We start from the raw sequence: 22,852 nt of genomic DNA, 5'->3' as shown, positions 1-22,852 counted from the left end.
GGCCGTTCGATTGGGTGTCCGCTGCGGACGCAGTAGCGAAGCAACGAAGCGATCCGAAAGGTGGCTATGTCAAGAACGTTTGAGCTCAGAGTGGACGACCTCGCCGATGGTCAGCTCTGTCGCCTACCTGGGGCGGCCCATGTTGCCGTGTACCGTATCGGCGACCACTTCTACGCCACACAGGATTCCTGCAGCCACGAGCAATGGTCATTGGCCGACGACGGCGAACTCGAGGGTTACGAAATTGTCTGCTCATTGCACCTGGCACGGTTCGATGTACGCGACGGCCGCGCACTGTGCCTTCCCGCTCTTCAGCCACTGCGGACCTACCCGACGCGCGTGGTCGACGGTCGCGTCCTCATCGATGTCGACGACGCCGATGAGCCGACGACCGACCAAGTCAGCGCCGATTCGAGCCCACCGGGATGAGCGAGCTGTCGCGAAAACGACAGCGAGCCAGCCACGAGCCGAGTCGGCTGTATTCGATGAGGCGCCGGGAATTGCTCAAGGCTGCCGCCGATGTCTTCCACAGCAGGGGTTTGTCGCAGGCCAGCCTTACCGAGATCAGCCAAACCCTCAATGTCGACCGCGCCACCCTTTACTACTATTTCGGCAGCAAGACACAATTGTTTCGGGCAGTGATCTTGGAGTCAATCGAGACGGTCGTCGCCCAGGCGCAGTCAGTCAGCTCGGCTCCCGGAACCGCAAGAAGCCGGTTGAGTGCGTTGATTTCTCAAGTCGTCGTGTCGTTCGACACGCATTACCCGGCCCTCCACGTCTTCGTGCAAGAAGACATGAGGCGCTTGCCGTGCGATGCCATACCGGATCCAGACCAACAGCGCCTGGCTCAACTTGCGGACTTCTTCATGGACACGATGGAGCGTCTCATCGCCGAAGGCGTGGACGCCGGGGAGTTCCGAGACTTGGGAGACGCTCGAGTCCTGGCCTTGATCATTCAGGGCTCCCTCAACTGGATGCATCGTTGGTTTGACCCGCAGGGCGAACAAGACGCCGCATCGATCGCCCGGATAATCTGCGCGGTCTTTCTCGACGGCCTTGTCGCGGTAGCACCGGCCTCCGACGCTTGACCACATATCCGGCCGTGGCCACGAATTGCTTTCCGCCACAGCACATCGGCAATTCCATATCGTCGCCGGACGCCCCTGGTTGCCGTCGCCCACACATGCGCCGAGGGACCCTAGCGGCGCCTCCCGGAAGTCCGGGTTCCGGACTACAGAACACCCAACTGCACCATTTGACGTATGGACTCCCACCATGAGACTGCGGCCCGAAAAGGGTCGCCGACAGAGTCGAAAGGAGGTTCCTAGATGCCGCACGCCGATGTCGCGCTGGTCACTGGCGCCGGCGCGGGCGCCGGACGTGAGTACGTTCGACTGCTCCTTGCCGATGGCTACCGCGTGCTCGCGGTGAGCCTCCTCGATGAGGAATTACAGGCACTCGCGGACGATTTGGATCCCGGTGATGGGCGCCTCGTGACACAGCAGGCTGACCTTTGCGAACAGCATGCGGCTGAGAAGCTGATGGCCTGGTGCGACAGCCAAGGACACCAGGTCGACATACTGATCAACAATGCCGGATTCGCGGCCTACGGCGCGCCCTGCGAAATCGACCTTTCCAAGGTCGAGAGGATGTTGATGCTCAACGTCGTCACGTCGACCAAACTGTCAATGCTGTTCGGGGAACGCATGAAGCAACGCGGCCGGGGTCGGATCCTAATGATGGGTTCCTCGGCCGGCTTCTCGCCGACCGTCAAGTTCGCGGCCTATGGGGCCTCTAAAGGCTTCATCAACACCTTCGCTGTGGCACTTGGAGCCGAGCTGAAACACTATGGCGTCCAAGTCACCAATGTCGCCCCTGGTTCGTTTCAATCCAAGTTCGCGGCAACCGCGGACATCGCGGGCTATCGCGGCTCTTCGCTCATGAAGCGCATCTACGAAACGGAGAAGCTCGACGCCCGAGCCGTGGCCGAGGCGGGGTACCGGGCATTGATGGGCGGAAAGCCTACGGTCACGGTCGGCGCCAAAGCTGCCGCCGCCAAAGTCATGGCTCGAGTTTTCTCGCCGGTGTTCCTGGCACGCTGCTCTCGCGTCCTTTGATCGATGTACCCGATAACGATGTACGCCAACGCGGACTCTCGCTGTGCGAGTGGGAGCGACGCCGCGCGCCCACTTCGAAGTTGCGGCCTTCGCTGCGCATCACCGACCCGATCCCGAATGCCTGCTGCATCACCCGCGACGCCGTGACGACGACTCCTCAACCAGACCAGCCGGCGGTGATGCGCTCGAAGACGCTCACCGTGCATCCGATCGGTGCCCAGACGTACCGATTCCGGGCCCGGCTGACTGACGTATCCTCGGCCGGCGACTACGGACCGGCGGCCGACGCACCCGATGGTCGCGAGGAGCGCACCATCCACGATTTCGGGGTCACCGGAGTCATTGAGGGGCCGGCGCTGGCCATCGCCGAGATCACGCTGGACGCGGCAACGCACCCATATCACCAATGTCCGGCGATATTGCCCAGCTGTGAGGCGCTGGTGGGCTGTTCACTAGCCAACCAGTGGCGGGCGGTGGTGTTGGACACCTTCCGGGCGACGGCAGGGTGCACCCACGTTACGACGCTCTTGTTAGGTCTCGCCGAAGCACGAACAATGGTGTTCTTCCTGGAAATGAACGCCCGCACTGCCTACAACGACACGACCCTTCGAAACGGCAGCTGGACGGCGACCGGTCTGCAGGTGGCTCCCACCATCGAGGGAGCATGCCATGTCCTTGCGCCCGGAGCACCCAACATCCAGCGCGCCAGAGCGGTCACGATGAATCGATCATCGTCGAGATGAAATTTGATTTTCAACCTTCGGCCGGTAATGCGAGTCTGATAGCGCGGCCAGTGGGCTGCTGAGCGGAGAATCCCAATGTTAGATGTCAGAAGTGCCATGCGACGGTCGGCGAAGTTTCATCGCGACCTGCCGGCTGTGACCAGCGAGGGGCGAACGCTGACATTCGGCCAGGCATGGGATCGGGGGATACGGCTGGCGAACGCGCTCATATCGTTGGGCGTCAAGCCTGGCGATCGAGTCGCGGTACTGGAGGACAACTGCATCGAGGCCGCCGACTTCTACCTCGCCGCGGCGATAGCCAACATCGTCCGTGTGCCCCTGTACCGGCGCAACTCGGTCATCGCGCACGAGCACATGATCACCCATACCGATGCCAAAGTCGTTGTCGTGTCCGCGGAGTACGCCCACGAGCTGGCCGGTCTCGATGCGAAGATACCGGGCTTGACCATCGTGGTTCGCGACGAAAACTACAACAAGTGGCTCGAACTGCAAGACCACACAGATCCGGATCCCGCTGTCGACCTTGACGATGTCTTCATCATTCGTCATTCGGCTGGGACGACCGGTAAGGCCAAAGGCATCGCATACACCCATCGGGCATGGATGAGCGCGACGAGGGACTGGTTCTACATGCTGCCACCCGTCGACCTCGGCGACCGCTGCTTGCACGTAGGCCCCATCTCGCACGGCTCGGGTTACCTGTTCTTGCCGATCTGGCTGGCGGGCGGGTGCAACATCCTCGCACCCAAATTCGACGCGGCCAGCTTCGTCGCGACGTTAGTTGACGAGAAAGTAGGCTACCTGTTCGCCGTGCCGACGATGATCGCAGACATCGTCGCGCACGCCGGGGGGCGACGCCTCGACCTGCCCCACCTGAAATCCGTGTTGGTCTCCGGGGCGCCGATCAGTGAACACACCGCCTTGGCAGGCCGCGAGGTCCTAGGGGACACGCTGTACCAGCTTTACGGTCAGACCGAGGCGGTGCCCGTGGCCATGATGGGGCCCAGGGAGTGGTTCGGCGCGTTGGCGGGATCGGAACCACTGCGGGCGGCAGGACGCGTCATGCCGTTCGCCGAACTAGAGATTCGTGACGACGAGAATCGATCGCTGCCTGTCGGGGAAGCCGGCGAAATCGCCATCAGATGTGAAGGGCAGATGACGGGCTTGTGGAACGACATCGAACTGACGGAGCGACGACTGCGCGACGGCTGGGTCCTGACCGGCGACATCGGTCGCCTTGACGAACACGGCTTTCTCTATATCGTCGACCGAGTCGACGATATGATCGTGTCGGGTGGTTTCAACATTTGGCCCACTGAACTCGAACAAGCCATCGCCGAGATCCCTGGGGTACGCGAGGTGGTTGTGGTGGGCATACCGCACGAAAAGTGGGGTGAAGCCCCGATGGCCATGATCTACGCCGACAGAAATGCGCGGATCACCGACGATACGGTCATTGCGTGGTGCCGCGAAAAGCTCGGGTCCTACAAGAAGCCAAGCCAGATCATGTTCATCGATGAACCATTGCCCCGCAGCCCGGTGGGGAAGATCCAGCGCAAGGTGATTCGAGAGCCATACTGGGCCGGGCACGCTCGCCGGGTATCCGGTTCCTGAAGCCGTTGTGCCGGTGAGCCCACCGCGCACTTCTGCGTTTGGTGTATCGCCGCGAATTGCAATCCGGCTGAGGCACAACGAATCCGCAACCGCCTCCTCATGCGATTGCATTCCCCGACGAAGGTTTCGTATGGAAATGGGCAGCCAGTGCCACCGGCGGCGCGCCGTGGGTACGTCGGCGGCATTCTGGGCGGGCAGCGCCGACTACGCCTGCCCCGTGGCGAACGGACATGCACGGTGCTGAGGGACGAGAGGCGCCAGCCGATCTCACAATGGTTTCTGGTCTGCGGAACGCCGCCAACCCCGTGCTCAGATCCAAAGCCCACACTTTGGTCATGGACGGCAGGCCCGAACCTCCTGACCCGAAGCCGCCAGCGGCCGACAGCCAGGCGGCACATGGTCCTCGACCGCCTCGATCCCGGTCAGCGATCTACGACTTCCGAGCGAGGCGAAAATTGGACCAGTCCGGTGCTCAACCCAGCGCATCCGCGTCATCATCGCGCCCGCGTACTGACGCGCGAGGTCGCCCGATGCGACCCGCACATGTCTGCGGTCTCGACTGTCGCATCGACTTTCACACCCACATCGTCGTCGACGTACCAGACTTCGCCGGCAAGTTCGGTGATCCGCGTTGGCCGACGTTCCACGCTGATGGCGAGCGGCGACACCTAATCCGCGACGGGCGGGCAGTCCGCAGTTTGACCGCCTCGAGCTGGTCGCCGCGACAGCGGATTGAAGACATGGACGCTGCGGGAATCGTCCATCAAGTACTGTCTCCTATACCGCCGATGATATGCGATTGGGCTGCAGCCGGGCCGGCGACCGAGTGGGCCGAGCGCATCAACGCCGCGGTCGCAGATATCGTATCCGCACACCCGCGCCGGTTCTCCGGGTTGGGCACAGTACCTTTGCATCATCCCGACGCGGCAGTCGCGGTCCTCCACCGCGCCCACCAAGCGGGACTGTCCGGAGTGGAAATAGGAACCACCGCCGGTTCCCGCGAACTTGATCATCTCGACCTACGCGAATTCTTTTGCGCCGCTGAAGAGCTCGAGATGCTGATCTTCGTCCACCCGCTGATATTAGGGACACGATCGCAATGGACTGATCGGATCGTGGGCGCGGCAGCGACCTTCGGGTTGAGCATGGGAACCGATACAGCCATCGCGGCCACCCGATTGGCGTTCGGCGGGGTGACACGGAAGTGCCCCGGTCTGCGCATCTGCCTGGCCCACGGCGGCGGAACCTTCTTTTGGGCACTGCCACGGATTTCCCGGCTCTGGGATGCCACCAACGATGCGACGGCGGCGGATCTGGTTCAGAACATCTACGCCGACACCGTGGTCTACCGCGATGCCAACCTGCACTTCCTCCGGAGCCAATTGGGGCCGCACCGAATGGTATTCGGCACCGACTACCCCCTCCCGGCGCACGATGATTTGTCGGGATCCATGCTGAGTGGTCTCGGGCTCACAGACGCCCGGTTAGTCGGGACAGACACCGCTGCCAGGCTACTCAACGTACCTATCGGCCACTAATACGACTGCGGCTCGCTAGCGACGGAGCGGTTCGGTGCGGCTGCCACAAGAGGCGATCGCGGCGCAACCCCCGACGGCCCAGTGCTGGACCCGCCGGCAGGCAGCCTGAGCCGGAGGCTCAACCGCTTTTCCATGAGGCGACAACATCCCGGGGGACGCCGCAGATGCATCGGCATAACGATGTAGGGCCGCGGCGTCGCCCCGCGAAAGCGGTAGCGAAGATCCAAGGCATTGCTCGGGCATCGTCGACCTGGCGGCACAGCATGTCACCGGCAGCCTGCGAATGCCTTGGCACGCACCACCGTTGCCCGGATGTACGCTTCCCGGCTGCACCGACGGTCAGGTCGGGGGGTAGGCGGGGGGCGGGTAAACGCCGCGCAGAATCCAGGCGAACCACGAAATGCCGTATTCGAGTTCGTCACTGGCATCATAGTCAGGACTGGGATCCATTTGTAGTTCCTTCCAACGGTTTTGACGCGATCGAACGATCCCACACCGACGCCGAGCCGCCTATACCCCTCTGTCGTTGTCGTTGTCGCTGTCGCCGAGGTGGCGCGTCGGGCTTTCACACCGGCTGACCGTACACAGCCACAACCACGCTGCGGTCCAGGCTGTTCTGCGACCACACGCCTATGGCGGAGTTGGCGCAATCACGCATGATGGCGAGATAGTCGGGGTTGAAGTACCACTGATTGAGTATTTCGATGCCGTTTATGGCCAATGCGTGATTGATTGCCACGGTTTCACTTACCTTGCCGCGGAAACCGGCGGCGTTGGCCCGGTCCTGCGGAGTAGAGCCGTCCGAGCCGACGTCACCGTCGAGGTTGTGATTGGCCAGCACATCCTCGGTGTGCCACTGCGCACTCAGTTGCAGTTGAGGGCTGACATGGATGTCGCCAGTGCAGCCGGCCTGATGCTGCACGGTGTAGACGTTGGCAACGACGCCATTGTTGAGTCGCTTGTTGTCGGCGCGGGCGGACTGTGGCACGGCGAACGCGCTCAGGTACAGCGTCACTGCCACCATTAGTAACGCGCCCCCGCGACAGAGGGTCATCGCTGATCCATAGCGGCCGCGGACCATCGCGGCCTGTGCGCGCAGGGGTAACCATATTCGGACGGCAGGCACGGAGACGGCCCGCCCGGCCCGCCTGTCAGTGCATGCGAAAAGGACGAAAAGGACGAAAAGGACGGTATAGCCGCCGGATTCGCCATCGTTTGCACGGTTCGACTCCCTAAACCGGGTCGAATCCAGAGATGAGCCATCGGTCAGCAACCTTGTCAAGGGTGACCTTGACGCTCGAGGCGGTGGTGGTCGGTGCGCTCGCGCCAATGGTGATGGTTTGATCGACAAGAACCAGCACTGTCGCATGCGTCGGATTAGCCGACATCGCAGCCGCCGCGGGAACCGTGGCCACCGCCGAGATTTCCTTCTGCTTCGCACCGGGTATCACCACATCATGGGTCAACGTGATGTAAGAATTCTTGAATTGCCCAGTCATTCGGTCGACCGCGGTACCCAAGTCCTTCTCCGCCGAGTCCGGTCGGTAACTCAACATCGCGATGGTTCCGTCTCTTGCCGCCCGTACCGATTCGGCGCTTGCCCGTTCGGACTGATGGATCGAAAAATCAAACCACTTGAGATATCCCGCGCTGCCGCCTATCGCCAACGCCAGCGCAGGAAGTATCCCGTAAGCGCATACCCGCGACCACCGGATTCGTCGGGCCCGTCCGGCCTGATCGTCGGGCACGTCAACGGATTCATCGCCATCGACTGCGGTCTGCGTTTCCGGTTGGACTTCGTCACAGGCTTCGGCCATGTTTGCCGCTACACATTCTTTATCGGGTGCGGACGTCGTCATTCGACGAACCGCACGCTGGAAACCTTCACGACTTTGCCCTCTTTCTGGACACCGATGCGCATCCGCCATCCCCGGGCTTGGTCGTCGGCCGCCGCCGGCATGGTGGTCTTAACCATTACCGCGACCACAACCTGGGCGCGATCGCCGTCGACTGATTCCAGCCCGGCGGCAGTGATTGTGCCTTCCGACCTGCTCTGCGCCCGCTTCACGACGTCGATGAACGCCTTGGACCGTTGGGCAAAATCGTCCCGAAAGGCGCCTGTGGCCGAGTCAAGGATCCGCTGCACATCGGTGTCGACCTCGGCATAGTTGATGGAGGTCAGATTCACCGCGGCTTGTCGTCCGACCTGCAGATAGAGTTGCCGTTGCTGCTGGACCTGGCGTCCCTGGTACGCGTGGAGGGCCAGCCATCCGCTCAGCGCCCCCAATGCTGTCAGGGTGACCAGTCCCAGGAACAACGGCGCCCTGACAGGCGCCCGGGGTACGGCATCCGTTGGATCTGAATCGGTTGCGCCCGCAGAGCCGGCTCGTGTTCGGTCCGCTTCCCGGCTATCACGGTCTCCGTGGCCGAAGCGTGCGTGTGCGTCGTCGGCGGTGACGTCCTCGTCGCACCGCGCACCGACATCGCGTGCGTTTTCGCCGCAGGTGCCGGCGTCGGCACCAGCCGACCGTTCCGGTGCCTCAACATCCTGACTGACGCCGGCTTTGCCGTGTCGCCCAACACGAGCGAATGGCAGCGAATGACTTACGAAACGATTCGTCATCAGCGCCTCACTGCAATGCGTCCAGGACGGCACGCACGATGCTGTCGCTGTCTATCTGGTGATACCGATACACCTCGTCGAGCGTGCCCACCTGGCCGAAACCGCTGACACCCAACGAAACAGCGGGAACCTGATTGACACCGGCGAGGAAACTCAACGTATGAGGGTGTCCGTCCAAAACCGTGACCATGGGTGTGGCGCGGTTACTGGGCAGCAGCTGATCGAGAATCCACGTGTCGGCACTGCCGTGTCCGGCGCGGGCCCGCATGGCTTGGAAAAGCAGGCCCGCGCTGGTGACACAGACGACATCAACCTCCACGCCCATGTGTTCGAGGCGCTGCGAAGCGGCCAAAACCTCGGTCATGACGGCTCCCATTCCGGCGATGGTGACCACCGGGTTGGCACGGCGGACAAGCGGATAGCCGCCAGCGACGACTTGACGGCGGCGGCGTTCCCGGGCGGCCGGATCCGCCGGAACAGCGGCGAGGGCTTGATTGACCGGCCGGGTTGACAGTCGAAGATAGGCCGAGACTCCGTCGGGCCGGCCTAGGCGCGCTAACGAAGCCAACAGCACCCACTCGACATCGATGGCGAACGCAGGCTCGTAGCTGATGCAATTGGGTTGCTCGAGCCCGATCGAGGGCGTCTTGATCGACTGGTGCGCGCCGCCCTCCGCGGCTAGCGTCACTCCGGATGGTGTTCCAACCAGGATCGACTGACCTCCAGCGTAGATTCCGAAGGACCACGGTTCCAGCGCACGCTCGACGAAGGGGTCATACAGCACCCCGATCGGGTATAGCGGTTGCCCCCACCGGCTCCACGTAGCGCCCAACTCGCCGATTAACCCGACCAGGTTGGTTTCGGCGATACCAAGTTCGATGTGCTGGCCGGCGGGAGTTTCGCGCCAATGCATGATCGTTTCGGCGTCGTCCGCAAACCAGTTGTACCGCTCGCTCAGCGACCACACCCCGACCTTGTTGACCCAGCCACCCAAATTGGTGGTGGAGCTGACGTCGGGGCTGACCGTGACGACGCGGCTAGCGGCATCTGGCACTTCCCTGGTCAGATCCAGCAACGCACGACCCAGCGCCGCCTGCGTGGTGGCGGTGCCTTTGGGTGTGCGCCCGAAGTCTTGGGGGAAGACGGGCCGGGGGAACCCCGGAATGACTGCCCTTCGAAGCTTTTCAGCTCTGGTCTGGCACAACTGACCGGAAACGCTTTCGGCGTCGAACCGGGCCCACGGGTGATCGGGGTCCATGCCGACCTCGGCCGCAAATCCCTCGAACTCCTCGGGACTCAGCAAGGCTGAATGGTTTTGGGGATGTCCTTGGCTGGGCAATCCGTAGCCCTTGATGGTGTAGGCAAAGATGACGGTCGGTCGGCCGTCGTCAATCCGCTCGTACGCATCTGTCAGCGCACGCAGGTCATGTCCGCCGAGATTGCGAATGGCTGCGATCAGTGTCTCGTCATCCAGGGTGTCGATGAGCGCCGCGATGTCGGCGCGATCTGCCGCGGTCCCCGGCAGCCGTTCACGCAATTGGGCGGGACTACATCGCAGTAGTCGCTGGTACTCCGCGTTAGGCATCTCGATGATGCGAGATCGCAGTGCGTCGCCGTTGGGCCGGCTGAACAGAGTTTCCAGCAGATTGCCGAACTTCACGGTAATGACTTGCCACCCAGCCGCATCGAACATCGCGCCCAGTCGAGGGGGAGCAATATTCGGAACCACACGATCAAGCGACTGGCGGTTTACGTCGACGATCCAGACCACTTCACCAAGTTCAGCAACTGCGGGGTCAAGTATCGCCTCCCACACTGCTCCTTCATCAAGTTCGGCGTCGCCGACAAGCGAGTACTGACGCCCGGCGCCGATGCCGGGCAGCTTGTCGCGCAGGAAACGACGCGCCATCGCGCCCCAAATAGGCGCTGTGGCACCAATACCCACCGACCCCGTCGAATAGTCAACCGGGTCGGGGTCTTTGGACCGACTGGGATAGGACTGCAGTCCCCCGAACGCACGCAACCGAGTCATATAGGACGCGTCCAAGTACCCAAGCAGATAGTTGATGCTGTGCAGCACCGGCGATGCGTGCGGTTTCACCGATACCCGGTCTTGGGAACCGAGCGCCTGAAACCATAGCGCTGTCATGATCGAAACCATTGAAGCGCAGGAGGCTTGGTGACCACCGACCTTCAGCCCACTGCTATTTGGCCGCACCCGATTGGCGTGATGAATCATCGCGGTGGACAGCCACAGCACGCGCTTCTCTATAGCGGCAAGGGTGTCGTAGTCACCGGGTATGGCGTTCGAGCCCGCTGAGGGGGCGCTCGTTTCGTCGATCGAGCCAGTCCTCATGGTTCTCCTTGGAGGTTGATCAAACGGCGAGCAAGCGCAAGACCAGATAGATCAGCCCAAGGGCCAGCATCATGGCCGCAGCCTGGACAGCGTATTCCCGCACGCGCAGATGCGCGGCGACTGCGAAGACGAAGTACAGGATGACCCCGATGGCGGCGGCGACGCCGATGGGGTACCAGTACAGGCCTATCAAGACGCCGAGCGCTCCGGCTATTTCACACAGCGCCAACGCCCAAATGTAGTTCGGCGGGAACCCGACATCGGTGATCGTCTTTACCTGCTCGGCGTTCCTGGTCAGCTTGCCATAGGCGCTGAATAACAGCAGGGCGCCGAGGATTATCCCAATGACGAGGGTGGCGATGAACATGCTCGCGGTCTGCCGTCCGGCTAGTTCGGGAGGTCGCTGAGGTCGACGAACACCCGGTAACCGCTGATGAGGTCGTCGGTGTCGAAGTCCAACACGACGGCGGCCGGATAGCTTTTCTTCACGTCGTCGTGCCGTACGTAGCTGACCGTCAACTCGACGGCGACCCGGCGACGATCGGTGTCATAGGCGAATCGGTCAAGGGTGTGCTGTACCGACTTGACAGCTTCCTTGTGCCGGCCCGCCAGGGCAATCATCTCGCCAAGGCCCTCGATAGGAGCGTTGTTCGCGAGCCGGAAACGCAGTGTGGGACTGAGGTAGTCCGGAAAGGCGGCGAAATCCCAGCGGTCGGCTGCCGCGAAATATTCACGCACCCGGTCCCCCCATCTGTCAGCAACAGTGGGCTCGGTGGTCGGGCTGGTCGTCATAGTCTCCTCCGTTAACGGTCCGGCTTGGTGATGGCCCGGCCACCACGGGCAGGACTACCAGCAGACGTCTCTGGCGCGGCCTCAGGTCAATCGCCAGACACCATCAAGCAGTATGCGCCGTCCCCATCCATCAGTCAACACTGATGTTGACACTCGGGGTCAATGGTGCGCGAGTGCGTCCCAGGTGTCTGCGGTGACACCGTCGCGACGAAGCCGGTACTTCTCGATTCGCTGCGTCTGGGTGCGTGGCATCGCATCCAAAACGCGGACATAGCGCGGGATCTGGAAATTTGGCATTCGTTCACCGCAAAATTCGATGAGTGCGACGGGCTCGACCCGCGCACCGGGCTGTGGCACGACAACGACCAAGATCTCGTCTTCGCCCAGCGCGGAAGGCACGGCCACGACCGCACATTCAGCGACGGACGGGAACTTTGCGACGACCGACTCGATCTCCCAGGATGAGATCATCTCCCCTTTGCGACGCAGCGCGTCCTTCTTGCGATCCACATAGAATAGGTAGCCGTTATCGTCGAGATAACCAAGGTCGCCGGTGTGAAACCAGCAACCTTTGAAAGCCGCGGCCGTGGCTTCGGGGTTTCGCCAGTACTCGGTCATCATGGTCCAGGCGATCTTCGGGCGCGTGACGATGTGGCCCACGGACTTGGGGGGAAGCAACTTACCGCGATCATCGAGGATGCTCACCTGCGTTGTGGCGCTTGGCCTACCGGCCGATCCGTGCAGTTCGACGGGCACGGGAACTTCGTCATAGGTAATCATCGCAGCCAAAGCGTTCTCAGTCATGCCATACGCGTAGACCACCCGGCAGCCAAATCGTTCCTCCCACTGGGTCCAGATGTCCGAGGGCACCGGCACCCCGAAGGCCACCTGTGCCCGATGCTCACGCTCTGCCGGCGTCCGCGGCTGATTCCACAACGAGAGCGCCATCGACCCGATGAAATTAAATGCCGTTGTCCCGGTTTCGGAAAGCCGCACCCAGAATCTGCTGGCACTGAAACGCCGATCCATCACCACGGCGGCTCCGGCCGCGACCGCCGACATGATGGTGTAGTTTTGCGCGTTGATGTGAAACAGCGGAAGACAGCTATAGATGACGGTGCGTTCGTCGTAGCCGCAATTACTAGCGTGCAAGAACGCGGCGGCGACGTATTGCCCGTGCGGCAGAACGCAACCTTTCGGTGGCCCGGTCGTGCCGGAGGTGTACATGATGGTCGCCGGATCTTCGCGCTGAACCACCATTTCGGGCAGTGGCGCATCGGCTCCATGCAGCAGGCGTGCGATCGGCTGTAGCGCCAAGGTGGTCGTTGGCATTGCCCCGTTGACGAAGATGTTGTCGATGGCGACCTCCGCGCTGATCGCTTCGATGCGGGAAACGAGTTCGTCGTCGACTACCATCAACGACGGCTCACTGTCCCGCAATTGGTACACTAAGCCGTCGCCCAGGTGCGCGGTGTTGATCGGCACGATCACCACGCCGATGAGGGCCGCCCCGAACCAGATCGTCAACCACTCCGGTGAAGGTGCCATCATAATGGCGATTCGATCCCCTTTGGCCAACCCGAGGCCGACGAGGCTCTGCGCGACAAGACGGGCATCCCGGTACATCTCCGGGTAGGTGATGGTTCGACTACCCCACCTGAAGAAGGTCCGTTGGGGAGGTCCACTGGCGCGATGGCGCAGCAGCGCCCCGATGCTTTCGTATCGATCCAGGCACGCTTCGAGTTCCGCGGTACTGATAGGCATTCGTGCTCCGCTTCCTCAGCCGTAGGCCCGGCCGAGGATCGTGACCACCGAAATACCCACGCTGTAGCCGCCGACGTTATGTTGTAATCCGTAGCCGTGCTGCAGGTTAACCTGCCGGGCACCCGCCTCTTCGCGCAACTGTTCGTAAAGCTCGACGAGTTGGGCTACACCGGTCGCCCCGATCGGGTGCCCCTTGGCGATGAGGCCACCGCTCGGGTTGACGGGAATGCGTCCGCCGATGCGGGTATCGCCGACTTCGACCGCCTTGCCTGCCATTCCTTCGGCGCACAAACCAAGGTCTTCGTAGTTGAGTAGTTCCACTCCCGTGAAACAATCGTGCACCTCGGCCAAGTCGAGCTGGTCCGCCTCGATACCGGCCATGGTGTAGGCGCGTCGCGCGGCGAGACGTGTGCATTCCCAGCCGGTGAAGAGGCGCTTCTCGTGCATGTAGAGAGGGTCCGTAGCGAGGCCGAAACCAGCCACGTAGATCGGGGTGTCGGTGAATTCGTGGGCTCGATCAGCGGCGCAGACGATGACCGCGGCCGCCCCGTCAGATTGCGGGCAGCAGTCGAGCACATGAAACGGATCGCACACCATGGGACTGTTCAGGACCTCGGTGACGGAAACGGCGCCATGGCGTTGCGCCTTGGGATTCAAGCTGGCGTGTGACCAATTTTTTTCGGCGACCATCGCCATCTGTTCGGAGGTCGTTCCGTACTCGTGCATGTGGCGCAGAACCTGGGGGGCGAACAGGGTGGTCGCCGTACCGCCGAACGACAGGAATGGATGACCCATTCGGCCCGACTCGAGCAAACTGCTCTTGGTGGGGCGCTCGCGTAACTTCTCTCCTCCGACGACCGCTACGACGTCTGCAACTCCGGCAGCGACCGCCAGGCACGCCTGCCTGAACGCATCACTACCCGTGGGACAACCGTTTTCGATGCGCGTGGCTGCGATTCCCGGCAGCCCAATGGCGCTGGCAAGTGTAGCTCCGGAGGGGATCTCGTTGCCCTGCAACGATCCCATGACATTGCCGAAGTAGGCGGCGTCGACCAGATCGAGGTCCACGCCGTTGTCCACCGACTCCACTGCGGCATAGAACGCCTCGGCACACAGCTGCTCAAGTCCGGCATCGAACAGCTCGCCAAACTCCGTCATGCCCGCGCCGACCACGGCGACCTTGTTCCAACCCACGTTCTCTTCCTTCTGCGCGTCGCGTGTGTAGGGCAACTATGGTGACGATGTGAATGCGCTGGCGTCCGTGCCAGCACCTACAGCCTCTGGTTTGGTGAACTTCATGGCATAAGCAGCTATCCCGTCTCGAGTGGTGAAACGCCGCAGCACCAGTCGGATTGGATCGCCAATCTTCACGTCCTGGCCGCGAACCTCCGGAGGCATTGGGGCCCAGTACTTTTCTCCGTTGCTGAGTTCACCGAGCACGAAGACCAGCGACCCCGGGAACCCCTGCGGCAAGAAGTGATTCTCCAGGCAGGCGAACACCGTCCCGTCCCGAGGAAGACGCACTGCCGACCAGCTGCGCGCGTGGCACCTGGGGCACACCGGCCTTTGGGCCGGCGGAAAGACCACATGTCCGCACACGCGGCAGCAGGCTGCTTCCAACCGCAGTGTGAAACCCCAATTGCGCGAGTAGAACGGGGACTCAAGGGGAAACGACAATTCCGGACCCGCCTCCTGAACAACGGCGGGTTGGGTGGTCTCGGTCGGCTCTGACCATGTGAAACGGGACGGGTCGACGGCATCGGCGTCCATCTCCAACAGGACTGCCTGTCCCGAACCGATTGCACACAGTGCCGCGATTCCCTTGGGGCGGTGTAACGCGTTGTAGACGATGGCGACGACAGACCCGGCGACCCCCATCCCGGCAGTTTCGGTGGGTGCGGCCTCGAGACTTCCCAGCCCCAATAGTGCGGCAACGGGCAAACGGGCCGCCCCGGCCACCACATGCAGATGGGTAACGTTTTCGAGCCCGGCCGCCGTCTTCATGCTCAGCTGTGCGAGAAGCTGGCGATCGCGGTGGGCCAAGTACCGCAAATCGGGCTCGTGCCCATTGTCCGCTCCGGACCAGCGCCGATGGGTCAGCGCGGAGGCCCGCTTCACTTCTTGCCAGCGCATACCGCGCTGGGCACCGGGCCCGACCGGTTCGACGATCAGCGCCGCCGCCCCGGCCCAAGATGCGCGACCACTACCCTCATCTGCAGCAATGACCAACGAGGGCGAAGTTCCAGCGGTATGCAACGCTTGCACACCGCTGAGTTCGTCGGCGCCCGACAACACAACGGTACGTACGCAATCCGAGAGACCGAGCGCTTCCCGCACGACCTGGACGTTGACCCCAAAGTCGACGGCGTCATCACGCTGATGCAGGGCCACGACGAGCATCTCGACGGACTGCGGGCGGTGTCCCCAGGACTGCAACGCGGCAAGACCGGCTTCGACGGCCATCGTTACGGCGTCTTCGTCGGCCGCGCACACGCGGCGCATTCCTTTCCTGTCCGGAACCGCACAGCCCGGTATGTACACCGCGCCCGCGGTGATCACGGTTGCCAACTTGCTCCTTAATCCGGCTCCTGCACCTGATTGACTCACGAAGTCGCTGACTTATCTGACGTTTTCAGGGCCGCCGCCAGCGCCCCGCTGAGTGCTGCCCCCGGGTCCTCGACAATCGCGCGGCTGCGCCAGGCCACGATGTTGTCCGGGCGCACCAGGACCGCACCGGAATCGTCGATTTCGCGTACCCGGCTCCACAAGCGATCGGCGTCGAGGAAGTCCCCCCGTTCGCCGATGCTCACAGCCTGCAGGGAAATGCCGTGTTCCTTGCCGACCCGGGCCGCAACGTCACACCAGCCTGCACCGTCATCTCCGGTGATCAACACGAACCCAGCGTCGGTGACCAAGTCGTGCGTCGAAATACGCTGCCCGTGCGGCGACTCGACCCAGGCATGCGGCAGACGGTGTCCCGGTCGCGTGCTGGGTGTGTAGATGCAGCCCATCGGGTCGCGCGGGGGCCGGGGACTGCCGTCGGGCACCAACGCGCCTTCCGGGTAGAAAAAGCCCATTTCGACGTCGTGCGCCTGCATTTCGATTCGGTGGGTGGCAAACACCTCGTCGGCGCGCGCACGTAACGTCGCGCCCATATCGTTGTCGGCGAGCAGCGCCTCGAAGGCAGCGCGATTCTGCTCAACAGACGCCCCGGGGGTGATGCCGCGGCCCGCGTCGAGCACGCCATGGTTCATGAAGGTGAACATCGCCCAATCGACATTGCGTCGTCCGACGGGACGCCGTTCGGGCTCGTAGGTGTCGAGCAGTGCCGGCGAGAGACCGTTATTGAGCACCAGCGCCAGTTTCCAGGCGAGATTGTGCGCGTCCTGGAACGCGGTGTTGAGGCCCAGGCCTGTGGTCGGCGGGTGGCGATGGGCGGCGTCTCCGGCTAAAAAGACCCTTCCGACCTGATACTTGTTGGCCAGTACTCCCTCAAGCACCCAGTGATTGATTCCGTGGACGTGAAGTTCCAGGTCGGGAAGTTTGAGCAGCTTGCGGACCCGCGGCACCATCGCGCTTTCGTCATTGCGCGCCTCGTCGTCCAGCGCGAAGGCGAATTGGATAACCCACTCTTCGGAGTGTTTGCCCCAGGTGGGGCCCAGCACGGCCATTGCCCCGCTGCCCCAGGTGCCCGAACCCTCCGGATTGTTGAAGAACATCAAGAACGCTTCGTCGTCCCACCACTCTGATAGATCGGCACTGAAATGCACACCGACCATGTCCAGCAACCCCGTGGGACCCTCGAGTTCGACACCGAAGGTCGGTCCCACCAGGCGCCCGGCGTCGGCCCCGATCGCATACTGCGCATGCACCCGGAAGGATTCCCCGCTGGCGTTGTCCATGACCAACGCGGTGACCCCCGAGTCGTTCTGGCTGATTTCGGTCACCGTGTGGTTGAACAACACCGAATCAGGCGCACGTTCCTCGGCCAGTTGGCGCAGCAGCGGCTCCAGCCTGATCTGAGGCAGATTGCCTGACAGCACGGGTCCGTCGGCCTCGTAGCGCGGCCGCAAGCCGCGGCCGCCGAACGCCTCCATCTGTTGAAAGACTCGTCGGTCCAGGGCCCCGTCGCCGCCAAGGGTCGTGCGCCACTGCACGAGGCCCATTTTCTCGATCGGCGCACCAGCCGCGCGGATCGTGTCGTAAATGCCGTGCTGCCGAAAGATCTCCATCGTGCGCTGGTTGAGGTAATGGGCTTTGGGCTTGCGTGACGTGCTCTCTCGCCGCTCGCAGACAATATGTTGCACCCCCAGGTTCGACAAGAATATCGAGGCCGACAGGCCGCACCCGCCGCCACCGACGATAAACACAGGAACGGTGATCTCGCGCATCTCAAATGCTCCTTACCACGGCGGGCTTGCTGGCGACACATCGGTTGCTCATCGTGCCGATTCCTTCGATTTCCGTGGTGACAACATCACCCACGGACAGCGTGACTTGGGGATTTCGCGCCCACCCGACGCCGGCCGGCGTGCCGGTGAATATCAAGTCCCCCGGCCACAGCGTCAAGATCGACGACAGGTAGGCGACGACCTGCGGGATTGAAAACAGCATGTTGCGGGTGCGGTCGCTTTGCATCAGGTCCCCGTTGAGAGTGCACCGAAGTGCCACATCCAGTGGGCGCCCAAATTCGTCGATGGTCACCAGCCACGGGCCGATCGGCCCGAAGCCGGTGAACGATTTCGCGAGCGAAAATTGTTGCGGCGCCGGACCTGCCAACTGCAGGCGGCGGTCGGAGATATCTTGCCCGCATGTGAGCCCGGCTACGTAATCCCAGGCGCGCGCTTCCTCGACGTGGTATGCCTCGCGCCCAATCACCGCCACAACTTCGGCCTCGTAGTCCACCGCTGGAGAGGACAACGGAATGTCAGCGTACGGACCGCTGATACTGGCCGGAAACTTGGTGAACACTACCGGTTCTGTCGGCACCTCGACATTGCCTTCCTGGGCATGCTCGGCGTAGTTGAGCCCCACAGCGAACACTTGGCGGGGCCGAGGCGCGGGCGGCCCGAGATCCGCGCGGTCAAACGGCAGCTCTGCGGTCAGGGGCGCGGTCGACGCCCAGCGCCGAAATTCATCCCAGTTCTGGTAGATGTTGTCCAGCTCGGGACCGAAACGTCCCGAACTGCTGCCCGAGATATCGACGACGCTGTCGTCTCCGACGACCAAGACGGCACGCCCGCGCCAGCTCGCGATCCGCATGCTAGGCGTGCGCGTCAGCGTAGTCGGCAAGAGCGGCAGCGAAGGCTTCGAAGACTCCCGGACGCGGCGGGCCGGATCGGGCCCATTCGCGCGTGCAGACCTTTTCGGCCGCTTCGCCGTTGCGTCGCGCCTCGATCATCAGCTCGGGATCGAACGTCGGGCCGCCGACGTCGTTGGCATACTCCTCGGTCAACATGTATGCCGTCGCCTCATCGGCGGTGGCGAAGTTGTCGACCTGCAGCTCGATGAAGTTGGCATCGGGATCGAGGTAGTACAACGAAGTGGTCACGCCGTGCTGGGCCGGTACCGAGGGCCGGATGCCCTGTGCGGCCAAGCTGCTGTAGTGCTCGAGCAGAGCGTCGATGTGCGGGAAGGTATAAGCCGAATGGTGCAAGCCTGCCGCACTAATCGACTTCTGCTCCAAGGGAAAGGGCGGATTGCTGAAGGCGATGCGGTGGTGCTCATCGTCAAAGGTCATCAGACAGAAGCTTTCTCGTTCGACGACGACGTGAGCTCCGGTCACTTTGGCGTAGAAATCGCGCATCTGCGGCATCCTGCTTGTTTGCAGGACGACGTGAGCCAGCCTCAACTCAGGTGTCATTTCTGTGCCCACTCCCTTCAGTTCCCTCTAGTTGGGTCACGAAACCGCCGTCAGGCAGTCACGGGCGGGTCGATCGCTCCGCCACTGGCGGGCGCGGCACTGGCGCTGACCGACCATGCGGCGGCGACCACGATCCTCCACAGGGCACTGCCCGGATCCACCAACAGCCCGGGTTTGTGGGCCGGATCACCACCACGGCTCTCAATATGGTGCAAACCTCGCTATCTGTCAACATGCCCGTTGATCAACTTATGGTTGCCGCCTGCCGCCGGCGGTTCCGCGATGGACCCGCGCAGAACGAAGCGATGCGCATCAGGATTACGGCATTCAGCCACACGGCGCTGCCGGATACGCGCCAAAGCACAATTTGTTCCGCCCTGCGTTACCCTCTAGTCTGTCAACATAAACGTTGACGCGATGAAGGATTGGTGCGGGTGGCGAGGGTTTGGGTAGGCCTAGCTGTCATGGTCCCAATCATGATCCAGGTCTTGCTGACAACGGTGGGGCGCAGCACTGCCGACTGGGCGGTCGATCCGTCCCGGCAAGTCGCCGGGGCCGGCGACCTGACTGGGCTCGTCGCGTTGCTGGCCGGCTTCTTCGGCAAGCTGGCAATCGCGATGGCCTTTTGCCTGGTGTTGTAGACCAAGGCCCTCAGAACAGCTCCTCAGCGGCAAAACCGGCCTCCAGCCGACCCTTGACTGTGGCGAGGAAGCCGGCAGCGTCTGCGCCGTCTATGAGGCGGTGGTCATACGAAAGCGCAAGATAGACTCTCGACCTCACACCGAACTGCAAGGGCCCGCCGCGCCCGGATGTCGGCACGACGCGCTCCACCACTGCCCCGGTACCTAGGATCGCCGACTGCGGCGCATTGATGATCGGAGTGTCGAACAGGGCACCACGGCTACCTGTATTGGTGATCGTGAACGTTCCGCCCGAGAGTTCGTCGGGTTTGATCGTGTTCGCCCGTACCGCAGCGGCCACCCGGGCGATCGACAGTGCGAGTTCGGCGACACTAAGGTGAGTGGCCCGCCGAATAACCGGTACCATCAGCCCTTTGTCGCTATCAACGGCCATGCCCAGGTGGACATCTCGGTGATAAGTCACCTGTGACATGTCGTCGTCGAGCGAAGCGTTGACGACAGGGTGACCACTGAGCGCTTCGATTGCGGCTTTGGCAAAAAACGGCAGAAACGACAGCCTCGCGCCCGCATGCCGCTCGAAGTTGCTGCCGTGTTCGACGCGTAGGGCGGCGATCGAAGTCACGTCCGCCTCAACCACCGTGGTCAACTGGGCCGATCGCGCCAGCGATTCCATCATCCGCCGGGCAATCGTCTTCCGGATGGCGGGAAGCTTCTCCACCCGCGTGAGAGACCGATCCGCGGTCCTCGCAGTGCTGGGCTCCCCAGGCCGCCAAGCCGCCGCGGGCCCTGCTCGCCGACTTGCCTGACCGGTCGAGCGCCCACCAGAAACGTCGTGTCCGGGTTGAGACCCCGCTCCGGGGATTGCCGGTGACAACGGACCGGCTTGCGCGCGCGAGAGGGCGCCAGCCGAGGCTCTCAGTGCCGGCTGCGGCTCCATTGTCGGTGGTGCCACCCGAAGCGCCACGGCGGTGACGTCCTCCGTTCGTGGCGACCGCTCCGTGGCTAAGGCCACGCGCGCAAGTGCTGCGCCCGCTTCAACGACCGCGTCTGACTCGGCAAGGATTTCGATGAGGGTGCCGCTCGCGGGCGCAGGTATCTCGGCGTCGACTTTGTCCGCGGCGACCTCCAACAGCGGCTCGCCTTCGGTGAACGACTCCCCTGGTTCCTTGAGCCACCGCACGACGGTCGCTTCGGTAATTTCGGCCCCCAGCGCGGGCAGCGAGAACAGCTCCGCGGCACCAATGTCGGTCACGCTTTCCTCCACACGATCGCGGCTGTATACCGTCAGCCGATAGACGCAGCCGGTTCTTTCCCCCCGGGCGCCGACGGTGAGTCCCTGGGGCAGGATGGCCCCATAAAAGTGCGGTCCTACGCACCGGCTCACCATTAGACCCGACCGGCAAGGATGTCGTCAACACTATCGTTGATGGACGAGCGCCTGGGCGGGCAACCGAGGCAAGCGTGAGATGCGCCCGGCCGGCGACCGTCCGCGGGCCCGGGGGAACCTGTCAGCGCAGCCGCGGGGCGGCATGCGTCTCCCAAGGGATGTGGCGGCAACGCGCGCTCTCTAGTCAGGCTGCAGGTAACATTTGCCCATGGCTAAAAGCGGAATCGGGAAGCGGCGCACTGCTGCCGTACGCGATGGCGGCGAGAATTATGCGCAGCGGCGCAGGGAAATCGTCGCGGCCGGCGCCGCCGTTTTTCGGGAACGCGGCTACGAGGCCGCGAGTCTCCGCGATGTCGCTGAACGTTTGGGCACTGACCGCGCGTCACTGTACTACTACGTCGCAAGCAAGAATGAACTCTTTCAACTGGTTACGCGCACGGCGGTCGAAGAGGTGGTCGCCGCGGCCGAGTCGGCGCGCGGCGAGAATGGCGACGCCGTGAGTCGGTTGCGCAGCCTGGTGACGACGATTCTTCACAAGTATGAGGTTCATTACCCGTACATGTTCGTCTATATCCAAGAAGACATGGCCCGCATTGACTCGGCGTCTCTTGATGAAGTGTGGGCCCGGACGATGCTTGAATTGAGTCAACGTTTCGAGGTCGCATTGCTGGGAATTATCGATGATGGTATCGCCGAGGGCGCATTTAAGGTCAAGCATCGCCACATCGCTCTCAATTACATTGTCGGCGCAATTAACTGGACACACCGATGGTATCGGCCGAACGGCCAGTTGACCGGAGAGCAGCTCGGCGAAGAAATGGCCGAGCTCATCCTGTGCGGCTTGGCCGGCAATCGGGCCACCGGCCCGAAGTCGCCACCGCGTCAACGTAAAAGTTGAATCACGACCGCCAGGCGTGAGCACCTGCCGATAGCCGGCCGATCAGTCGCGTTCGAACACCGCTTACTGCATGACGAAGTGGAAATCAGTGATGCGCCCGGTACGCGCATCAGAAAACTTCGCCGCGACGCGGGTGTGCTCGAAGAGCCGTCTGCCCGCGGCCTCGACATCGGAGAGGTCGACGCCCTCGATGAAATTGAGGATGGCCGAATCGGCGCCGTCGAGAGTGACGAAGCCAATCGCCAGCGGTGGTGCGGGTAGACCCGGAAACTGAGTTGTCACGATCGCAAACGCGTCCAGGGTACCCACCGGCGCAACCTCCTCCCACTCCGCCGTCTCGACGTAGCAGGCATCGCAGTACGACCGGGCCGGTATCAACAGCCGCCGGCAAGCCGGGCAGCGACGGCCGACTATGCGCTGGTTATCGCGCAGCTCAGCGAAGAACCGGCTCGCGGTTTCCCCGGCGAAGTATCGATAATCGAAGTTCCAGCTGCCGGGCAAGATCAGCAGATCTTG

The 22,852-nt window shown here is 62.8% G+C and carries 21 protein-coding genes and 2 pseudogenes; 8 read left to right on the top strand and 15 right to left on the bottom strand.

All coding sequences use genetic code 11. From position 1 onward, the window contains the following. Positions 1-90 precede the first annotated feature (90 nt). The 6 genes from G6N56_RS21620 to G6N56_RS21595 all read left to right on the top strand — a co-directional run bounded on the left by G6N56_RS21620 (position 91) and on the right by G6N56_RS21595 (position 6,012). Entirely contained in the window at positions 91-429 is a 339-nt protein-coding gene (locus G6N56_RS21620; protein WP_232069117.1) for a non-heme iron oxygenase ferredoxin subunit, read from the top strand. Then, positions 426-1,088: a TetR/AcrR family transcriptional regulator gene (locus G6N56_RS21615; protein WP_085254497.1), complete on the top strand. Its 663-nt coding sequence runs from the start codon at positions 426-428 to the stop codon at positions 1,086-1,088. Before G6N56_RS21620 ends, G6N56_RS21615 begins: the two co-directional genes overlap by 4 nt. 240 nt (positions 1,089-1,328) lie before the next feature. Further along, on the top strand, positions 1,329-2,117 hold the full coding sequence (locus G6N56_RS21610) for an SDR family NAD(P)-dependent oxidoreductase (protein ID WP_085254496.1): 789 nt from the start codon (positions 1,329-1,331) through the stop codon (positions 2,115-2,117). An 80-nt stretch (positions 2,118-2,197) separates the two neighbouring features. Beyond that, the gene (locus tag G6N56_RS21605; protein ID WP_085254495.1) at positions 2,198-2,860 is read left to right on the top strand and encodes a DUF2889 domain-containing protein; all 663 of its coding nucleotides are present in this window, start codon (positions 2,198-2,200) and stop codon (positions 2,858-2,860) included. Positions 2,861-2,935: 75 nt separating this feature from the next. After that, positions 2,936-4,474, top strand: a complete 1,539-nt coding sequence (locus G6N56_RS21600) for a class I adenylate-forming enzyme family protein (protein ID WP_085254494.1) — start codon at positions 2,936-2,938, stop codon at positions 4,472-4,474. A 530-nt stretch (positions 4,475-5,004) separates the two neighbouring features. Further along, positions 5,005-6,012 carry an amidohydrolase family protein gene (locus G6N56_RS21595; RefSeq protein ID WP_158090685.1) on the top strand — a complete coding sequence of 336 codons (1,008 nt, stop codon included), beginning with the start codon at positions 5,005-5,007 and terminating at the stop codon, positions 6,010-6,012. A gap of 339 nt (positions 6,013-6,351) precedes the next feature. Here G6N56_RS21595 and G6N56_RS29880 read toward each other — a convergent pair. From G6N56_RS29880 to G6N56_RS21530, 13 genes and pseudogenes are all read right to left on the bottom strand, one after another. Beyond that, positions 6,352-6,465, bottom strand: a pseudogene (locus G6N56_RS29880) (CAP domain-containing protein); the annotation flags it as partial. Between the two features lie 115 nt (positions 6,466-6,580). Continuing rightward, positions 6,581-7,036 (bottom strand): annotated as a pseudogene (locus G6N56_RS21585) (CAP domain-containing protein); the annotation flags it as partial. A gap of 208 nt (positions 7,037-7,244) precedes the next feature. Next, a complete protein-coding gene (locus tag G6N56_RS21580; protein WP_232069116.1) occupies positions 7,245-7,871 on the bottom strand; it encodes an Rv1363c family protein in 627 nt (208 codons plus the stop codon). Further along, positions 7,868-8,635, bottom strand: a complete 768-nt coding sequence (locus G6N56_RS21575; protein WP_232069115.1) for an Rv1363c family protein — start codon at positions 8,633-8,635, stop codon at positions 7,868-7,870. The genes G6N56_RS21580 and G6N56_RS21575 overlap by 4 nt, the downstream gene beginning before the upstream one ends. A 7-nt stretch (positions 8,636-8,642) precedes the next feature. Beyond that, on the bottom strand, positions 8,643-10,991 hold the full coding sequence (locus G6N56_RS21570) for a thiamine pyrophosphate-binding protein (RefSeq protein ID WP_085254491.1): 2,349 nt from the start codon (positions 10,989-10,991) through the stop codon (positions 8,643-8,645). Positions 10,992-11,010: 19 nt separating this feature from the next. Further along, positions 11,011-11,358: a DoxX family protein gene (locus G6N56_RS21565; RefSeq protein WP_085254490.1), complete on the bottom strand. Its 348-nt coding sequence runs from the start codon at positions 11,356-11,358 to the stop codon at positions 11,011-11,013. Between the two features lie 20 nt (positions 11,359-11,378). Continuing rightward, positions 11,379-11,783 (bottom strand): nuclear transport factor 2 family protein, encoded by a 405-nt coding sequence (locus G6N56_RS21560; RefSeq protein WP_085254489.1) that lies wholly within the window; start codon positions 11,781-11,783, stop codon positions 11,379-11,381. 159 nt (positions 11,784-11,942) lie between these two features. Further along, on the bottom strand, positions 11,943-13,547 hold the full coding sequence (locus tag G6N56_RS21555) for an AMP-binding protein (RefSeq protein WP_085254488.1): 1,605 nt from the start codon (positions 13,545-13,547) through the stop codon (positions 11,943-11,945). A gap of 15 nt (positions 13,548-13,562) precedes the next feature. Further along, positions 13,563-14,777, bottom strand: a complete 1,215-nt coding sequence (locus G6N56_RS21550; RefSeq protein WP_232069114.1) for a thiolase C-terminal domain-containing protein — start codon at positions 14,775-14,777, stop codon at positions 13,563-13,565. After that, complete coding sequence (locus G6N56_RS21545) at positions 14,778-16,115, bottom strand: hypothetical protein (RefSeq protein WP_142280473.1); 1,338 nt, start codon at positions 16,113-16,115, stop codon at positions 14,778-14,780. A gap of 35 nt (positions 16,116-16,150) precedes the next feature. Further along, entirely contained in the window at positions 16,151-17,938 is a 1,788-nt protein-coding gene (locus G6N56_RS21540; RefSeq protein ID WP_085254486.1) for an FAD-dependent monooxygenase, read from the bottom strand. A 1-nt stretch (position 17,939) separates the two neighbouring features. Further along, on the bottom strand, positions 17,940-18,809 hold the full coding sequence (locus G6N56_RS21535) for a fumarylacetoacetate hydrolase family protein (RefSeq protein WP_085254485.1): 870 nt from the start codon (positions 18,807-18,809) through the stop codon (positions 17,940-17,942). A gap of 1 nt (position 18,810) precedes the next feature. Next, positions 18,811-19,410 carry a VOC family protein gene (locus tag G6N56_RS21530; RefSeq protein ID WP_085254484.1) on the bottom strand — a complete coding sequence of 200 codons (600 nt, stop codon included), beginning with the start codon at positions 19,408-19,410 and terminating at the stop codon, positions 18,811-18,813. 476 nt (positions 19,411-19,886) lie between these two features. Between G6N56_RS21530 and G6N56_RS21525 the strand changes: the two genes are divergently transcribed. Beyond that, the gene (locus G6N56_RS21525) at positions 19,887-20,051 is read left to right on the top strand and encodes a hypothetical protein (protein ID WP_158090684.1); all 165 of its coding nucleotides are present in this window, start codon (positions 19,887-19,889) and stop codon (positions 20,049-20,051) included. Positions 20,052-20,061: 10 nt separating this feature from the next. Here G6N56_RS21525 and G6N56_RS21520 read toward each other — a convergent pair whose 3' ends face one another. Next, positions 20,062-21,303: a 2-oxo acid dehydrogenase subunit E2 gene (locus G6N56_RS21520; protein ID WP_232069112.1), complete on the bottom strand. Its 1,242-nt coding sequence runs from the start codon at positions 21,301-21,303 to the stop codon at positions 20,062-20,064. A 343-nt stretch (positions 21,304-21,646) separates the two neighbouring features. Here G6N56_RS21520 and G6N56_RS21515 point away from each other — a divergent pair, with 343 nt between their 5' ends. Further along, entirely contained in the window at positions 21,647-22,336 is a 690-nt protein-coding gene (locus G6N56_RS21515) for a TetR/AcrR family transcriptional regulator (protein WP_085254482.1), read from the top strand. A 63-nt stretch (positions 22,337-22,399) separates the two neighbouring features. On the opposite strand, the gene G6N56_RS21510 is transcribed toward G6N56_RS21515, so the two are convergent. Next, a complete protein-coding gene (locus G6N56_RS21510; protein ID WP_142280472.1) occupies positions 22,400-22,837 on the bottom strand; it encodes a Zn-ribbon domain-containing OB-fold protein in 438 nt (145 codons plus the stop codon). Positions 22,838-22,852 lie beyond the last annotated feature (15 nt).

This window comes from Mycobacterium saskatchewanense (genome assembly GCF_010729105.1).
Lineage (GTDB): Bacteria > Actinomycetota > Actinomycetes > Mycobacteriales > Mycobacteriaceae > Mycobacterium > Mycobacterium saskatchewanense.
The sequence above is the reverse complement of the archived record's forward strand: the minus strand, read 5'-3'. Positions and strand labels throughout refer to the sequence as shown.

Excerpts from the sequence above, each read along its gene's own strand:
- G6N56_RS21610 (WP_085254496.1), top strand. The coding sequence starts at position 1,329 with ATGCCGCACGCCGATGTCGCGCTGGTCACTGGCGCCGGCGCGGGCGCC.
- G6N56_RS21565 (WP_085254490.1), bottom strand. The coding sequence starts at position 11,358 with ATGTTCATCGCCACCCTCGTCATTGGGATAATCCTCGGCGCCCTGCTG.
- G6N56_RS21540 (WP_085254486.1), bottom strand. The coding sequence starts at position 17,938 with ATGCGCGAGATCACCGTTCCTGTGTTTATCGTCGGTGGCGGCGGGTGC.
- G6N56_RS21525 (WP_158090684.1), top strand. The coding sequence starts at position 19,887 with ATGATCCAGGTCTTGCTGACAACGGTGGGGCGCAGCACTGCCGACTGG.
- G6N56_RS21570 (WP_085254491.1), bottom strand. The coding sequence starts at position 10,991 with ATGAGGACTGGCTCGATCGACGAAACGAGCGCCCCCTCAGCGGGCTCG.
- G6N56_RS21535 (WP_085254485.1), bottom strand. The coding sequence starts at position 18,809 with ATGCGGATCGCGAGCTGGCGCGGGCGTGCCGTCTTGGTCGTCGGAGAC.
- G6N56_RS21560 (WP_085254489.1), bottom strand. The coding sequence starts at position 11,783 with ATGACGACCAGCCCGACCACCGAGCCCACTGTTGCTGACAGATGGGGG.
- G6N56_RS21595 (WP_158090685.1), top strand. The coding sequence starts at position 5,005 with ATGCGACCCGCACATGTCTGCGGTCTCGACTGTCGCATCGACTTTCAC.
- G6N56_RS21600 (WP_085254494.1), top strand. The coding sequence starts at position 2,936 with ATGTTAGATGTCAGAAGTGCCATGCGACGGTCGGCGAAGTTTCATCGC.
- G6N56_RS21580 (WP_232069116.1), bottom strand. The coding sequence starts at position 7,871 with ATGACGACGTCCGCACCCGATAAAGAATGTGTAGCGGCAAACATGGCC.
- G6N56_RS21615 (WP_085254497.1), top strand. The coding sequence starts at position 426 with ATGAGCGAGCTGTCGCGAAAACGACAGCGAGCCAGCCACGAGCCGAGT.
- G6N56_RS21575 (WP_232069115.1), bottom strand. The coding sequence starts at position 8,635 with ATGACGAATCGTTTCGTAAGTCATTCGCTGCCATTCGCTCGTGTTGGG.
- G6N56_RS21515 (WP_085254482.1), top strand. The coding sequence starts at position 21,647 with ATGGCTAAAAGCGGAATCGGGAAGCGGCGCACTGCTGCCGTACGCGAT.
- G6N56_RS21530 (WP_085254484.1), bottom strand. The coding sequence starts at position 19,410 with ATGACACCTGAGTTGAGGCTGGCTCACGTCGTCCTGCAAACAAGCAGG.
- G6N56_RS21555 (WP_085254488.1), bottom strand. The coding sequence starts at position 13,547 with ATGCCTATCAGTACCGCGGAACTCGAAGCGTGCCTGGATCGATACGAA.